The sequence below is a fragment of the Negativibacillus massiliensis genome (genome assembly GCF_900148495.1).
GTDB classification, from domain to species: domain Bacteria; phylum Bacillota; class Clostridia; order Oscillospirales; family Ruminococcaceae; genus Negativibacillus; species Negativibacillus massiliensis.
The window spans coordinates 173,834-188,824 of sequence record NZ_FTRU01000007.1 but is presented as its reverse complement, the minus strand read 5'-3'; the positions used below and the strand labels follow the sequence as shown (position 1 = coordinate 188,824).

General features: G+C 46.2%; 11 protein-coding genes. 6 read left to right on the top strand and 5 right to left on the bottom strand.

Translation table 11 applies throughout. The features are described from left to right. Window positions 1-173: 173 nt before the first annotated feature. From BQ5375_RS03585 to htpG, 3 genes are all read right to left on the bottom strand, one after another. Window positions 174-395: a hypothetical protein gene (locus tag BQ5375_RS03585; protein ID WP_022131706.1), complete on the bottom strand. Its 222-nt coding sequence runs from the start codon at window positions 393-395 to the stop codon at window positions 174-176. A 109-nt stretch (window positions 396-504) separates the two neighbouring features. Further along, a complete protein-coding gene (locus BQ5375_RS03580; RefSeq protein ID WP_022131705.1) occupies window positions 505-1,254 on the bottom strand; it encodes an NAD-dependent protein deacylase in 750 nt (249 codons plus the stop codon). 656 nt (window positions 1,255-1,910) lie between these two features. Further along, window positions 1,911-3,809: a molecular chaperone HtpG gene (gene htpG / locus BQ5375_RS03570; RefSeq protein WP_022132116.1), complete on the bottom strand. Its 1,899-nt coding sequence runs from the start codon at window positions 3,807-3,809 to the stop codon at window positions 1,911-1,913. 571 nt (window positions 3,810-4,380) lie between these two features. Here htpG and BQ5375_RS03565 point away from each other — a divergent pair. From BQ5375_RS03565 to BQ5375_RS03555, 3 genes are all read left to right on the top strand, one after another. Further along, on the top strand, window positions 4,381-4,647 hold the full coding sequence (locus BQ5375_RS03565) for a hypothetical protein (protein ID WP_022132117.1): 267 nt from the start codon (window positions 4,381-4,383) through the stop codon (window positions 4,645-4,647). Between the two features lie 215 nt (window positions 4,648-4,862). Beyond that, window positions 4,863-5,645 carry a 23S rRNA (guanosine(2251)-2'-O)-methyltransferase RlmB gene (gene rlmB / locus BQ5375_RS03560; protein ID WP_022132118.1) on the top strand — a complete coding sequence of 261 codons (783 nt, stop codon included), beginning with the start codon at window positions 4,863-4,865 and terminating at the stop codon, window positions 5,643-5,645. A gap of 36 nt (window positions 5,646-5,681) precedes the next feature. After that, complete coding sequence (locus BQ5375_RS03555) at window positions 5,682-8,630, top strand: hypothetical protein (protein WP_022132119.1); 2,949 nt, start codon at window positions 5,682-5,684, stop codon at window positions 8,628-8,630. Window positions 8,631-8,750: 120 nt separating this feature from the next. Here BQ5375_RS03555 and BQ5375_RS03550 read toward each other — a convergent pair whose 3' ends face one another. Further along, window positions 8,751-9,137: a BlaI/MecI/CopY family transcriptional regulator gene (locus BQ5375_RS03550; RefSeq protein WP_022132120.1), complete on the bottom strand. Its 387-nt coding sequence runs from the start codon at window positions 9,135-9,137 to the stop codon at window positions 8,751-8,753. Between the two features lie 276 nt (window positions 9,138-9,413). Between BQ5375_RS03550 and BQ5375_RS03545 the strand changes: the two genes are divergently transcribed. Genes BQ5375_RS03545 through BQ5375_RS03535 form a run of 3 tightly spaced genes read left to right on the top strand, consistent with a single transcriptional unit; the run spans window position 9,414 to window position 13,339 of the window. Further along, the gene (locus BQ5375_RS03545; RefSeq protein WP_022132121.1) at window positions 9,414-11,285 is read left to right on the top strand and encodes a DEAD/DEAH box helicase; all 1,872 of its coding nucleotides are present in this window, start codon (window positions 9,414-9,416) and stop codon (window positions 11,283-11,285) included. A gap of 33 nt (window positions 11,286-11,318) precedes the next feature. Continuing rightward, window positions 11,319-12,236, top strand: coding sequence for a DNA glycosylase (locus BQ5375_RS03540; RefSeq protein WP_022132122.1), 918 nt, complete (start codon window positions 11,319-11,321; stop codon window positions 12,234-12,236). Continuing rightward, a complete protein-coding gene (locus tag BQ5375_RS03535) occupies window positions 12,233-13,339 on the top strand; it encodes a glycoside hydrolase family 18 protein (protein WP_022132123.1) in 1,107 nt (368 codons plus the stop codon). The genes BQ5375_RS03540 and BQ5375_RS03535 overlap by 4 nt, the downstream gene beginning before the upstream one ends. Window positions 13,340-13,442: 103 nt before the next feature. Here BQ5375_RS03535 and BQ5375_RS03530 read toward each other — a convergent pair whose 3' ends face one another. Beyond that, complete coding sequence (locus BQ5375_RS03530) at window positions 13,443-14,501, bottom strand: PTS sugar transporter subunit IIC (RefSeq protein ID WP_022132124.1); 1,059 nt, start codon at window positions 14,499-14,501, stop codon at window positions 13,443-13,445. Window positions 14,502-14,991 lie beyond the last annotated feature (490 nt).

Sequence of the window (14,991 nt, the reverse complement as noted above, 5' to 3'; positions counted from 1 at the left end):
AACTCTATCTGTACGGTTTTGTCAAACCTTCCTCGGGGGTTTCTTTAAATAATTTGTGTCTATTTTTAAAATTTAAACGGTCGTAAAACATTTCCCTATCAAAATCAGCCGGAAAAACAAAAAAGCAGCAGAAACACCGCGCCTTTTGGCACCGCCTTTCTGCCGCCTGGGTCTTATTTCAATTCGATGGTGTACTCAAAACCGTACTCTGCCTGCAATGCTTTTACCTTGTCTTCATTGTCCTCAATGAAGCTTGGGGTATAAACCGATTTGCCATCCTTTTTATAATCTTCCAGGATTGCTTCCAGTTTTGCCCAGCACTCTTCGCGTTTTTCCTCAGCAGTTTTTTCGAGGTTGATAACAAATTCTCTGTGTTTTGGAATTCTTGCTTTCATCTGTGGATTTCCTTTCTTCTGTTAGAGTTCCCCTTCATTTTACTATCTGAAAAGGGCATCGTCAAGCGGAAAATAAAGATTTTTGCTCTTTTGCAAGCAGAATCCCCTGTTAATCCAGAAGGCTGAGTGCCTGTTCCATCACCTGACCGATGTTATCCCGAATGACAAGGGAAGCTCTGCGGTCATACGGTGTCTGGGTTTTGTTGATGAGCACAAGTTCTTTTCCCTGATAGTACTGCAAGAGTCCTGCTGCCGGATAAACTGCCAGCGAGGTTCCGCCCACAATCATCAGATCTGCTGCCATGATATAGCTGATAGCTCCTGCCATCACATCGTTATCCAATGGTTCTTCATACAGCACAACATCCGGCTTGATAATACCACCGCAGCTGCATCTTGGCACTCCTGCATCCTTTTGCTCTAACATCTGACTGAGGTTATATTTTTTCCCACAGTTTATGCAGAAATTCCGATGGACACTGCCGTGCAGTTCGCACACTCTCCTGCTTCCAGCCATCTGATGCAGCCCATCAATATTCTGGGTGATGACCGCGCTGAGTTTTCCCATCTGCTCAAGCTTTGCAAGGGCAATATGAGCCGGATTCGGCTTTGCATCCGGATAAACCATCTTGTCAAAATAATACTCAAAAAATTCTTTGGTATGTTGTTCAAAAAAGGAGTGACTGAGCATTGTTTCAGGCGGATAGGGGTACCGTTTTGCCTGTTTGTCGCCATACAGTCCATCATCGCTGCGAAAATCAGGGATCTGCGATTCAGTGGAAACACCGGCTCCGCCAAAAAAGACGATGCGTTGGCTTTGCTTTATCAGTTGGGACAAGCGTTTGATTTCTTCGGTCATAAGGATACTCCTTTCCGGGCTTGGCACTGCAAAAAATAAAGTTTTTTTGTAGTCGAAAACAAGTTTTCGACTGACTTTTCGTACACAAAAGTTTGTGGGGGTACGGGGGCAACGCCCCTGTGACACTTAACAATAAAAAAGAAAACGATAGAGGCAGAGTGTTCTTCTGTGGCTGTCGCACGTCAGTGCGTGGCACACGGCAAGTGTGCCTGCTCACAGCAGCGCGCCTGTAATTCGGAACAGATTTCCGTCGCCAATACCAAATTTCATGATAGACACTTTTCCATCACTAATACCTTCCGTACAGACAGCAGAAAAATCTCCCACTGGGAGGTTTTTCTGGAAAGTGCATAGCGTTTGTCCCTTAGGGGGCTTTTTTCTTACAAAAGCCCCCTCTTTTTCAATCCAAAGTTTGGATTGAAAAGTTCACCCGCAAAGGCGCCTGACGATAAGCCTTTCGCTCGTTGCGACGAGCGCCCAAGGGCTTTACCCTTGGGAAACCCACAATTTTTTGAAAAAAATTGAGTAAAACTTTTGTTTTGTCCACTTGCCGCCCGTCTTTGCGCCGTAGGCGAACAGGGTGCAGGCTCAGCCTGCTTTTGAAAAAGGTGGACGAAAACTTCTGTTTCGCTCTATCGAAACTTTTTATTCTTCGGTTACTCCGCCAACAGCTCCAGCAGTTTTACATTCCTTGCAATAAACTTGGACATCTGCTCAGCGCTCAATGGCTTATGTGCCATCAGTGCAAGGTCGTAGATATGTTCGCAGACAAGTTTGCGGTTTTCCTCAGTCAAGGATGGGATCTTCTTGACAATCTCGTTTTCGCTGTTGAGTACCAGCGTTACCTGACCTTCTGGTGCAAAGCTTTCGCCCAATACCTTGTTCATATCCTGAATACGGCGCGCATATTCGGACAGCAGGATAACTGCCGGTGTTTCGGTCGCTTTGAGGCTCTCAACCTTGTATTCCAACTTCTCATCCGGCAGGCAGGCTTTGACGCACTCAATCAGCTTGTTGTTTTCCTCTTCCTGTGCTTTCTTTGCGTCCTCCGATTCCGCTTCCGGCTGAGAAACTTTCAGTGCTTCTCCCAAGTCCGCATCAATGCGCAGGAATTTCATCTCTTCTGGATTCTTGTATTCCAGCAGGCTGATGAAGTGAGGATCGATCGCATGGGTCAGTACTGCAGCGGTCAGTCCATTTTCTTTAAACATCGAGATGTACTGTGCCTGCAGATTTTCATCGGTTACATAATAAATCTTGTTACCTTCTGCTTTTGGATATTCTTCCAGGGTCTTGTACTCTCCATCGATGGTCTTGAACAGCAGAATATCCTTCATACGGTCATAGAATTTCTCATCTTTCAGGCAGCCAAACTTGATAAATGCAGAAATATCATTCCAGTATTTTTCATAGCTTGGACGGTCATTTTTAAAGATCTGATGCAGCTTGTCCGAAACCTTCTTGGTGATGTGCTGGGCAATCTTCTGTACTTCGCCGTCATTCTGCAAAAAGCTTCTGGAAACGTTAAGCGGCATGTCCGGACAATCGATGACACCCTTTAACAGAAGCAGGAATTCTGGAATAATCTCCTTGATGTTGTCCGCAACAAAGACCTGATTGCTGTACAGTTTAACCTGACCTGGCATAACTTCCATGCGGTTAAGCTGCTTCGGGAAATAAAGAATACCTTTTAAATTAAATGGGTAATCTACATTCAGGTGAATCCAGAACAGTGGTTCATTAAAGTCCATAAAGACTTTCTGGTAAAATGCCTTGTAGTCCTCATCGGTGCAGTCCTTTGGTGCTTTGAGCCACAGAGGATGGATGTCGTTGATCGGCAGCGGTTTTACAATGCGTTTCTTTTCGGTGCCGTCTTCGTTTTTCTCGATGTTGCCGTCCTTGTCATAAACCGGACGTTCCTCGTCATGTGGATTGAGGTAGATTTCATATGGCATGAACTGGCAGTATTTGTGCAGGATCTCGCGGATTCTGCTTTCCTGCAAAAATTCCTGTTCCTCTTCGGTGATGTTCATGATGATGGTGGTTCCGTGTTCGGTGCGGGTACCATCCTCAATTTCATAGCTGTCTTCCCCTGCGGAAACCCAATGTACCGGTTTTGCTCCTTCTTTGTAGGACAGGGTCTCGATCTCTACAGTATCCGATACCATGAACGCAGAATAAAATCCCAGACCAAAATGTCCGATGATTCCGGCGCTTTCTTCGCTCTTTTCTTTGTATTTTTCCAAAAATTCCTCTGCGCCCGAGAAAGCGATCTGGGTGATATAGCGCTCTACTTCATCCTCGGTCATACCAATACCGTTATCCGATACGATCAGCTGTTTTTTCTCGCTGTCAATGGTGACAATCACCTTTGGCTGGTATCCGTCTTCCAGCTGTGCCTCTCCAATTCCCTGAAGGCTTTCCAGTTTTTTAATTGCATCACAGCCGTTGGAAACAATTTCTCTTAAAAAGATGTCCTTGTCCGAGTACAGCCATTTCTTGATGATTGGAAACATATTCTTTGAGTTAACGCTGATTTGTCCTTCACGTTTCATAGCAATAACCTCCCAGCAAAATCCTGTGTTTTTAAATTCATCCAAAAGTCGCAGGATTAATTCCATAATATACTTTGCGAAACTATATTAATTTTACAAATTTATTTTACTCTTTTACTCTGAAATGTCAACATCTAACGGAAAAAGTTTGCATTTTAGCCTTATTTTGTCAGTTATATCACAATGTTTTTCTCTTTTTCGCCATACTTTTCAACAAAAAGTTTCCAACATTCTTTTATAAGGTCGTGTAAAACCTGATTTTTTATCCATAATAAGCTTGTAAACATCCCGTTTTATGGATAAAAAAACACTTAATTTCCTTAATATTACTTTTTGTAATTGAAGTTTTCAAATTATTAACATTTTTATCTTTGTTATTTTTTTGTTTTATCACAGGGATTTTAAACAGTTTAAACTAGGTTTTCAACATATTCTCATTTGAGAACGCACTTTTCGTCGATTTTTGTTATACAATTCGGATAATTACCCGAATTTTTATAGTTTTCAACATTATTAACAGTATTTTCAACTTTTATCCTTCAAAATTAACTCAAGAAAGGTATGAACAATTATGGTACGAGGCATCAACAAGCGCATCATCGAAATCAATGACACACAAAACCCTTATTTTGAACGCGCCGTGCTCTATCTCAAGGACAATCAGGCGGATTCCTCCAAAAAAGCACTGGAAACACAGGCCCAGAGTTTTCTGGGGAATTTGCGGACATCAAAACCTGCATTCCTGCGTTCGGGTCTGACTAGCCGCCTGTGGTCAGCCGGGAAACTTCTGCTTTCTGCCGCTGCCGGCTGTGCCCTGACCCTGTGGTTTTTGTGGTAAGCTGACATGCAGCTTTGGTCTAATCCAAAAACTGCACGTTTCACACATCATCTTTGGGTATTCATGCACTCGATTCTTTGAGAAAACAAAAGTTTTTGATTTCTCCTTTTTTTAATGGAAATCCTGCCAAAATATGTTATAATGAAAGGTACAGATCATGATTTTATTTTTGTCGTGAATCATAAATTTTTGACATATTTTCGGAGGAATTATCAGTGTCCAGAGAATTTGCATCTGAGAAAACAAATCAGGAAAGTTCGGTTATTGCCGGCAGAAACGCCGTCACCGAAGCGCTGAAAAAAGGCCGCCCAATCGACTGTATCTACATCCTCAAAGGCATCGAGCGCGGCAGTATGGGAAAAATCATTGCTCTGGCAAAAGAGCGCGGCATTCCGATTAAGGACGCTGCCCAGCAGAAACTGGATACCCTTTGTGAAGGGGTTGTTCATCAGGGTGTTGCTGCAATGGCTGCCTGCCATGACTTTTCCACGATGGAAGATATTTTTGCAAAAGCCGGCGATCAGCCGCCATTTATCATTATCTGCGACAACATTGAGGACCCACACAATCTGGGTGCTATCATCCGTACCGCAGAAGCTGCAGGCGCGCACGGCGTTATCATTCCAAAACGCCGCGGCGTAGGATTGACCGCTACCGTAGCGAAAACCTCTGCCGGTGCAGTGGAATATATGCCGGTTGTCCGCGTAGCAAATATCGTCTCCACCATTGAGGAACTCAAGCAGAAAGGCCTTTGGATTTTCTGCGCCGATATGGACGGTCAGCCATGGTGTTCCACCGATATGGGCGGACCAATCGGAATTGTTGTCGGTGCCGAAGGCAGCGGCGTCAGCCGTCTGACCAAAGAGCACTGTGACTTTGTGGTATCCCTCCCGATGAACGGTCAGGTCAACTCCCTGAACGCATCGGTTGCCGCTGCCATTGTCATTTACGAAGCAGTTCGCCAGAGAAACGGCCTGCCTTCCTTCCACAAAAAATAATCTCCTGCAAGGGACACGCAAAAAAGGAGAATCACCATGAGCAATCAATACAATGTCGATGACATCTTAAATGAGATTAAAGCCAAAAAAGCACGGCAGAACAAAGCCTCTGCACGTCCTTCTTACCGACCGGAACCTCGTCCGGCACGCAGACCGGTTGCTGAAAACATCGAGGATCTTTCGTTCGAACCTTCCCCTGCAAAACCGGCAGAATCTGCAAAACCAAAGGAAGAAAATGTCCTTTCCTTCCATTCTGACGTTAAGTCTGTTTCGGAAGCTGCTCCAACAAGAGAACCAGAAACACCGGTACAGACCATTCCTGTTTCGGAACGTCCGGTTCAGGAACATCCTGCTGAAGAAAGGACACCGGAACCTGCTTCCCGTTCTAGTTCCTTTTCCAGACCAGAACCTGTTTCTCCTGATCCAATGAGCAGTACCGGCGTCTTTTTCAGTTCCCTCTCCAGCCACCGGGAAACGGTAAAAACGCAGGAGCACGAAGAACGGGAACGTCTGGAACGCCGCCGCAGAGAATTGCTGGAAGAGAAAAAACGCCTTGAAGAAGAGCAGCTTCGTATCGCTCGGGAACAGGCTTCCCAAAAGCAGGCAGAACCAGTCGATGAGATTACCGATTCCTTCTTCTTAGAGCAGCAGCCTGCAGACCTTCCGCAAAATCAAAGCAGCACCCCATTTGGAGATTTTGAACCGGTCACCCCTTCTCCGGAGCAGAAAGAAGCTTCGATGATGAAGGATAAAACCGAATATCAGAAATTCTTTGTTTCTCAGGAAGAAGCTCCTAAGCAAAACACAAAACCAAACACTTCCCAGCCTTCTTCTGAAGACGCTGTGTTTGATACTTCTTCGTTAAACTTTGATGGGGAATCGACACAGGAAGACATCTTCGCATCCACCCCAACCGGACTTACCGAAGAATTTGCTGCTGCGCAGATGTTCTCTTCTGCAACAAAATCCCAAGCAGACTCCTCCTCCCGTGCTTCCGCAAAATCTTCAAAATCTTCGCAGAAGCACTTTCACATCGACCTTCCCGGAGATGCCGAGGAAGAAGAGGATGTACCCTCAGAAAAACAGCAACCTTCTCAAAAACAGGAAAAAAAGGGCGGGATATTCGGCAAGAAAAAAGCCCCGGCAGAAGAACCAAAATCACGGCTCGCCTCTGCTGAAGTCCCTGTTCCGGAAGATATTTCCGAAGAGGAAGAAGAGTTAGAGGATTATTCCTCTCCAAAGGATAAGGAAGCTATTCTGCGGGACATGAAGAGCATCAAAACAGGACTGCTTATCCGCGTTGTTCTGATGGTTGTTCTGTTCTCGCTGTCTCTGTATCTGGCACTTGCTGCCCGAGACATCCAGATCGGTGATGAATTGCTCCCGCTGCCAACCTTTATCCAGCCGGAGCTGCACTTAAGAACGTATATGGTGGTTTCCTGTATCCTCAGTGCTATCGGCGCTGTCATCTGTTCCAACACGATTGGCGGCGGATTGCTCGCTCTATTAAAATTCAGAGCAAACACCGATACCCTGCCGATGCTTGCTTTGCTTGGCACCCTGGCTCAGGGAATCTGTTTTATCATCAAGCCAGAATACTTCAGCGTTGACAAAGCCGATTTTGGAAGCAACCTGTATCTGTTCTTCCCGGTCGCACTGTTCATCCTGCTGTTTAACCTGCTTGGAAAGATTCTGGTTATCCTTCGTATCCAGAATAACTTCAAACTCGTATCTTCCGAAAAGCTCAAACATGCTGCGGTATTCTTAAAGGACCGCAACCTGCTGCGCGACATCTCCAAAGGACTTTCGATGGAAGAATACACCATCGCTTATCCAGAAACCAGCCCATTCCTTGCAAACTTCCTGGATAATTCCTATTCCGAGGACCATGCAGAACGAATGAGCCGTGTGCTTGCCCCAATCTGTCTGCTTGCAGGTATCGTTCTGGCGGTGTTGGCTTACCTCTTTAACAAAAATATCGCAGAAGCAGTTTCCACCTTCACTGCGATCATGTGTGTCAGCGCTCCGCTCACCTCCACCATCGCAGCAAACCTTCCACTCTATCGAATGTCCAAGAAGCTCATCCCTGCTGGCGCAATGGTTTCGGGATATTCGGCAGTTGATGCCTTCTCCCGCACCGAAGCAGTCATTCTGGACGCAAAAGATCTGTTCCGTCCTTCCGACATCATCCTGCACGGAATCAAACCATTTGATCAGAGCAAGATTGACTCGGTCATTCTAGATGCTGCAAGTGTTGTCTGCAACACCGACGGCATGCTCACCGATGTATTTAATAAGATCATCGGTTCCAACAAAGCAATGCTGCGTCCGGTAGAAAACGTTACTTATGAAGATGCAATGGGACTTTCTGCCTGGGTAGATGGCAAACGGGTGCTGATCGGCAACCGTGAGCTGATGGTAAACCACGGAATCGAGGTTCCAAGCAACGATTATGAGATGCGTTTTGTTAAGGATCGCAAAAACATCATCTATCTTTCTAACTCCGGTCAGCTTTCGGCAATGTTTGTCATCAGCTACCGTCCAAACAACCAGACCCGCGAACAGCTGGATCGTATGAACGAAAAGGGAATGTCCCTGATTATCAACACTTCCGACCCGAACATCACAGCAGAAAAGATTCATGCTGTTTACGACTTCCCGCTGGATCAGATCAAACTCATGCCTGCAAAATTCCATGCAGCCTATGAAGAACTGACTGCACAGAAGGAACACTCTCCTGCAAAGATCGGTTTTATCGGTTCCACCCGCATGATGGTAACCGCCATCCTCGACTGTATGACCGCAAAAACCGCAATCGATCAGGCAGTGCTGATTCAGATGATCGCTCTGGTCGTCGGATATGCACTGGTAACCCTGTTCTCGCTGATGGGAAATCTTTCCTACCTGAGCATTCTGCACCTGATTTTGTTCCAGGGAATCTTTGCTTTGATCGGAACCCTGATTCCAAACCTCAAAAAATATTAAGACATAAAAAAAGGAACCGAAGAAAATCTTCGGTTCCTTTTTTTAAGCGGTTAAGATTGTTCACAGGAGAAGTCCCGTCAGGGAATCTCCTGTGTGCCTAGGGGATTCCCCTAGGGCAGATTATCCGTTATTCTTTTTCTCTTCCAGCCACTGGGAGAGTTCGTCGATATCCTGTTCGGTCAGATCATTGTTGTCGTACAGGGTGTTAACCAAACTCATAAAAGAATTTTTATGCAGTTTTTTGATGAAGTTCTTGGTCTCGTACTCCATGTACTCCTCACGCTCTACCTGAGGATAGTAGATTCTTTCTCTTCCGCGTTTTTCCGAGGAGAGAAAACCTCTGTCGATCAGTCGGGAAAGCAGGGTCAGCAAAGTGGAGATATTCCAGTTCTTTTCGTTGCTGATTACCTTCATTACATCATTGGTCGACATTGGTGGTGTGTTGTCCCAGATTGCCTTCATAACTTCCAGTTCTGCATCCGGCAATCTTCTCATTTTGTCAAACATATGTTCACCCGCTTCCGTCTGTATGGTTTTACAGACTAATTTTAGATTCATCCACATTTATAATTATTACCAATGTAACAGTCATTGTCAATGGATTTTTTGAAATTATTCAGTTTTAACCAAAATTTTTTCTAATTATTTGTCAGTTATCCCCCCATTTGACAAAGAAATCTCTCGCATTCCCGATACGATTGACATTCGTCTTGGTCAGATGATACACTGTTTGAGATAAAAAAGAACGGACAAATAGTAAAGTATTTATTAGAAAGGAACTTTATGAATCAGAACTTATTTGCAGAACTTCCCCTCGTTCCTGAACTGCTGCGCGCTATCGGAGAAATGGGCTTTTCCGAACCGACCCCCATTCAGGCGCAGAGCATCCCACTGATTCTGGAAGGGCGCGATGTGGTTGGCCGCTCCCAGACCGGAACCGGTAAAACAGCCGCATTCGGTATTCCTGCTATCCAGATGGTTGACCCAAATCTTGATCGCCGCATGGCGCAGATCCTTCTGCTGTGCCCGACCAGAGAACTAGCGGTACAGGCCTGCGAGGAACTGAAAAAACTTGCCCACCACACCCGCGGTGTCCATGTCTGTGCCGTTTACGGAGGCGCACCCATCGAACGCCAGATCGTTCAGCTCAAGGATGCCAATATTGTTGTTGGAACTCCTGGCCGCGTGATGGATCACCTGCGTCGCCGCACCTTAAAGATTTCCGAGCTGCGCATGGTTATTCTGGATGAGGCGGACGAAATGCTGAGCATGGGCTTTCGTGAGGACATCGAAACGATCCTGACTCAGGCTCCGGAAAATCGCCAGACCATCCTTTTTTCCGCAACCATGCCAAAGGAAATCATGAACCTGATCGACAACTATCAGAAAGATCCTACTCTGGTGGAGATCAACAAGTCTCAGGTTGCTTTAAACAGTATCGAACAGTTTTACTACGATATCCCAACCGGACGCAAGAATGATGCTCTGGGACTGTTGCTGCACTATTATGCACCATCCCGCTCGATGGTGTTCTGCAACACCAAAAAGATGGTGGACGACCTGACAGGCTGGCTCCTTGACCACGGATTTAAAGCAGAAGGACTGCACGGAGACATGAAGCAGTCCCAGCGAACCGTTGTTATGGATGCCTTCAAGGCAGGCAGAACCTCTATCCTCGTTGCGACCGATGTCGCTGCCCGCGGCATCGATGTGGATGACATCAACTGTGTGTTCAACTACGACATTCCGCAAAATGCAGAATACTATGTTCACCGCATTGGACGTACCGGACGTGCCGGAAAAAGCGGCAGCGCTTATACCCTATGCTGCGGACGAAATCAGCTCCGCCAGATGGAGCAGATTCTTCGCTTTGCAAAAGCCCAGGCAACACTTGCACCGGTTCCAATGCCAGACGAAATTTTACAGAAGCGCCGTGAGGAAGGTGCGCAGAAACTCCGAACCTTTCTGACTGGAAAAACCGACTTCCCATATCTTGATATGGTGCTGTCGCTGATGCATACCGAAGACGAACAGGTACCCACCTTCTCCGCAGAGCAGATTGCTGCCGCTGCACTGGAACTTCTTTACGGAGCACAACAGTCCGACCTTCCGGATGCAACTGGTTTAAACCGTGAGAAGAAGCGCCGCAGTCCAAAAGATTACGTCAAGTTTATCATCGACGCTGGCTACAACGCGCGGATGGTTCCAAACTTTATCGTCGGCGCAATTGCAGAACGCACCGGACTCTCCGGACGAGATATCGGAAAAATCGAAATCTTTGAGGACAACACCACCGTCGAGATTCCACAGGAACAGGCCGAAGAGGTTCTATCCTCCATGCAGGACTGCCGCATCAACGGCAAAAAGGTTCGAATCTCGGTTCTCCCGACTGAAAAACGCCGCAAAGGTGCAGACCAAAAGGAGAAATTCAAAAAGGATGGCAAAAAAGCCTCCTTTGAAAAATCCAGCTTTCAAAATCCACGCAAACGCGGATTTTCCGAAAACAAAAACAACTCCAAGCGCAAAAAAGCTTCCTACTCCGAGCGTTTTGCTTCCTACACCGAAAGCTCTCCGGAAAACTCTTCCCAAAACGAAAAATTCCGCGGTAAAAAGCATAATAAAACCCGCGGGAAATTCCATTCCAAACACAAATAGGCCCATTTGATCTTTCTTCAGGAGGTGTTCTTCTTGCCCCTTACCTTGACCCAGCACCCCTGCGGGCTGCTTGTAGAAGGTGTAACCGATTTTTCCCTTCCCCAGATTCTGGACTGCGGTCAGTGCTTTACCTTCTCACCCATTCCGGCTTCCGATTGCATGGACGGCATTCTGGAAACCTGGAAAGGCTTTGCGTTAAACCATCCGCTGACTATTTCTCAGTTGGAAAACGGTACCCTGCTGTTTCATAACACAACTCCCGAAGTATTTTCTTCCTTCTGGGAACATTATTTTGACCTGGATACCGACTACACCCACATTAAACAGCTTCTTTCTCAGGATGCTATTCTGCACGATGCTATCCACTACGCTCCAGGAATCCGTATCCTTCGTCAGGACGGCTGGGAAGCTCTGTGCTGCTTTATCATCAGTCAGAACAACAACATCAAACGTATCAAAGGAATTGTTGAGCGGCTGTGTGAGAGCTTTGGAAGCACAATCGGCGATGGATTGTTTTCCTTTCCTTCTCCACAGACACTTGCCGCCGCTTCGGTAGAAGATCTTGCACCCCTACGTTGCGGCTTTCGTGCCAAATATCTGATCGATGCCGCGCAGAAGGTAAGCTCAGGTGAGGTAAACCTTTCCGCCATCCCATCCATGCCTCTGGAAGAGGCCAAGGAAGAACTGATGAAAATTTTCGGTGTCGGTCCTAAAGTCGCCGACTGTGCACTGCTGTACGGATTTTACCGTCTGGAATGCTGCCCGATGGACGTCTGGATGAAGCGTGTTTTTTCCCATCTCTATCCAAACGGGCTTCCCTCCTGCGCCAAAGATTACATCGGCATTGCCCAGCAGTATCTGTTCCATTACGCACGTACCTGTCCGGATGTCTTTCCTGCTGAGGAAAAGCCGAAAAAAACATCCCGCAAAAAGCAGGAGGTCTGTGTATGAGACAAATTCTCTGCCTGATCCTCACCTTTTCTCTCCTGCTCTGCGGCTGTTCCTCTTTTCAATCTGAAAAAATGGAACTGTTTGGCTCAACGGAACAAACAGAGACCTCGGAAGAAAAGCCCTCGGAATCTTCCACACCGCAATTAGATAGCTTGGAAAACGATTCTCAAGAAAATACTTCCCGGGAAATTTTTCCCGACGAGCAAAATCCTTCCAAAGAAAGTCCATTTCTTCTCTGTGCTTACCTTCCGACCTCTTCTGCTCCGGATGATCTTTCTCCCTATGCCCAAAATATCGCCCTGCTCGACTACCTTGTCTTAAACACCGGTGTCTATTGGGACGAAAATGGTGAACTCCTCGTCTCCGATCATTTTTCTTCGGCTGTTCAGGCTCTGGATGGTCAAATCGAGCTCTGGTGTACCGTCAATCCACAAGGAGAACTGATCCGTTCTCAGATTGCCGGCAGCACCATCGATACCGATGAGGAACGTCAGAATCTGGCACAGAATATCGTCGAGTTTGCAGAGGAACACAAGCTGTCTGGTATCGACATTGACTGGGAATTTCCTCTGGAAAACGAATGGGAGGATTTTTCCGCTTTTCTGGTCACCTTGAAAGATTTACTCGACGCTTCTGATATTGATCTTTCACTGGCTTTGTATCCGCAGGATATCCTGCTAGAGCAGCCCGCAATTGATTCTATCGACCGCGTCCATATCATGGCGTATGACCAGTTTGACAGTAAAGGGCTGCACAGCACCATGCAGACTGCAAAAGACAGCATCGATTACTTTTTATCGCTGGGATTTTCTCCTGAGCAGCTTGTGCTGGGAATCCCGGCCTATGGAAGACCGTTGGATGCTTCGGCACAGTGGCTGCTCTATTCCGATATCGACCTTTCTGCGGTTTCTCCGCAAGACCCCAATCGAATCGGAGATTTCTTTTTTAATACCCCGCAGCTTGCTGCCGAAAAAGCACAATACGCAAAAGAACAGGAACTTGGTGGAGTGATGATTTACCACTTGCTGTGTGACAAAACAGATGAGGATTCTCTGATCTGCGCTGTTTCAAACGCTGCTTTCAGCACCCAAGAAACCGAGTAAAAATATAAATATAAACACAAAGAGCCTAAGACCGATTACGGTTTTAGGCTCTTTGTGTAAGTTACGAGGATTATGAAATATAGATGAGTTATCTAAAATGAAATTAAGCGTTGAATGCTTCTTCTTCGTCATCTGCAAGTGGATCGCCATAAACAACAGGTGCTGCTTTTCTGTTTTCCAGACGGCTGAAGACTGTGCCGCCAACATAACCTGCAAGCAGACCGCCAGCTGCTGCCAGTACCAGTGCGAGAACCACTTTGAGCGGTGGGTTGAATCCGAATGGAGCAATCATACCAGGGATTGGGGAAGCAGTACCAGGAGCGTTGTTTACGATGCCCAGAGCTGCTGCTGCCAGACCTGCCAGACCGCCGCCAAAGAAGTTGGAAGTAAAGATCGGAATTGGATGTTTTGTAACGATGTGTGCCTGGGTGAGTGGCTCAAGCATAACAGCGATAACATTGCTCTTGTCGCCGTAGTGCATTTTGTGGAAGATCATACCGTTTGTGAAGGAACCACCGAAACATGCGATTGCAGCGATACCCATAGGAAGACCGGTCAGACCAAGCATTGCGGTCAAAGCCATCGAGCTGAGTGGGGAAGTACAGATCATCTTCATGATGCCGCCGAGCAGGAAGCCCATTACCAGTGGGGACTGTTCTGCTGCTGCGGAAATGGTACCGCCGATCATGGTCAGAACAGAGTTAACTGCTGGATCAACTGCGAATGCAACCAGTCTTGCCAGAGGAGCAACGGTCAGTGCACCGAGGATCAGGTCCAGACCGGTTGGCAGATATTTTTCAATGTATGGGGAAACAAGACCGATAATGTAACCTGCAATGAAACCTGGCAGGATTCCGTAACCGCCGCAGGCAAGACCGCCTACTACTGCAAATACTGGATTTGCACCCATGCAGATTGGAACCATAACGCCTGCTGCAACGCCGCCGAGGCTGCCTGCGGTTGCGCCAACTTCACCGAGGAATGCAATACCCAAAAGATCACCAGTGATGTATTTGTGTACTGCTTCTACCAGGAAAGATGCAACAGCTGCATTTGCCATACCGGACATTGCTTCGCTTCCCTTAGGAAACTTTAAGCTGAACAGGGAGAAAACGGCCAGTGTGAGGAGCAGGAAACCGACTCCGGAAAGAATTGTTAACATACTTGAAACCTCCATACGAAACTTACATTTTTTCGGTACATTTTATCTTGTGTACCTCTGTGATTGACTATGCCTAGATTATAGAGGGAAGATTTATAAAACTACAAAAAGTTACAGAAATTATTTTGTCAAAATACCGCGAAAACGCAACTTTGTTAAATTTGTTTAGTTATTCGGTGCAATCTCTGACGTGATGTACAACAAAAAAGGTTGTTTTCTTGTCTCTTGTAAATCTATGTTTCGTTATTATATCTAAATATTTTCCACATTTCTCTACACTTAATTCTTCTATTTCATCGTTCCTTCATGAAAAATCCGCTTTTTTCTCATAAAATCCTTCCATAATTCCCGTTTATCACATCTATTCCCTGATCCGCTTTGAATCTTATTGTACCTGTCGTACAATAAGATTCCCTTTTTCTTCTCTTTTACTATCTCTGTAAACATCTTCTGTTGAATTTGATTAGGAATTTCAAAAAGTTACACCTTC

Excerpts from the sequence above, each read along its gene's own strand:
- BQ5375_RS03580 (WP_022131705.1), bottom strand. The coding sequence starts at position 1,254 with ATGACCGAAGAAATCAAACGCTTGTCCCAACTGATAAAGCAAAGCCAA.
- BQ5375_RS03555 (WP_022132119.1), top strand. The coding sequence starts at position 5,682 with ATGAGCAATCAATACAATGTCGATGACATCTTAAATGAGATTAAAGCC.
- BQ5375_RS03565 (WP_022132117.1), top strand. The coding sequence starts at position 4,381 with ATGGTACGAGGCATCAACAAGCGCATCATCGAAATCAATGACACACAA.
- BQ5375_RS03550 (WP_022132120.1), bottom strand. The coding sequence starts at position 9,137 with ATGTTTGACAAAATGAGAAGATTGCCGGATGCAGAACTGGAAGTTATG.
- BQ5375_RS03530 (WP_022132124.1), bottom strand. The coding sequence starts at position 14,501 with ATGTTAACAATTCTTTCCGGAGTCGGTTTCCTGCTCCTCACACTGGCC.
- BQ5375_RS03535 (WP_022132123.1), top strand. The coding sequence starts at position 12,233 with ATGAGACAAATTCTCTGCCTGATCCTCACCTTTTCTCTCCTGCTCTGC.
- BQ5375_RS03585 (WP_022131706.1), bottom strand. The coding sequence starts at position 395 with ATGAAAGCAAGAATTCCAAAACACAGAGAATTTGTTATCAACCTCGAA.
- htpG (WP_022132116.1), bottom strand. The coding sequence starts at position 3,809 with ATGAAACGTGAAGGACAAATCAGCGTTAACTCAAAGAATATGTTTCCA.
- BQ5375_RS03545 (WP_022132121.1), top strand. The coding sequence starts at position 9,414 with ATGAATCAGAACTTATTTGCAGAACTTCCCCTCGTTCCTGAACTGCTG.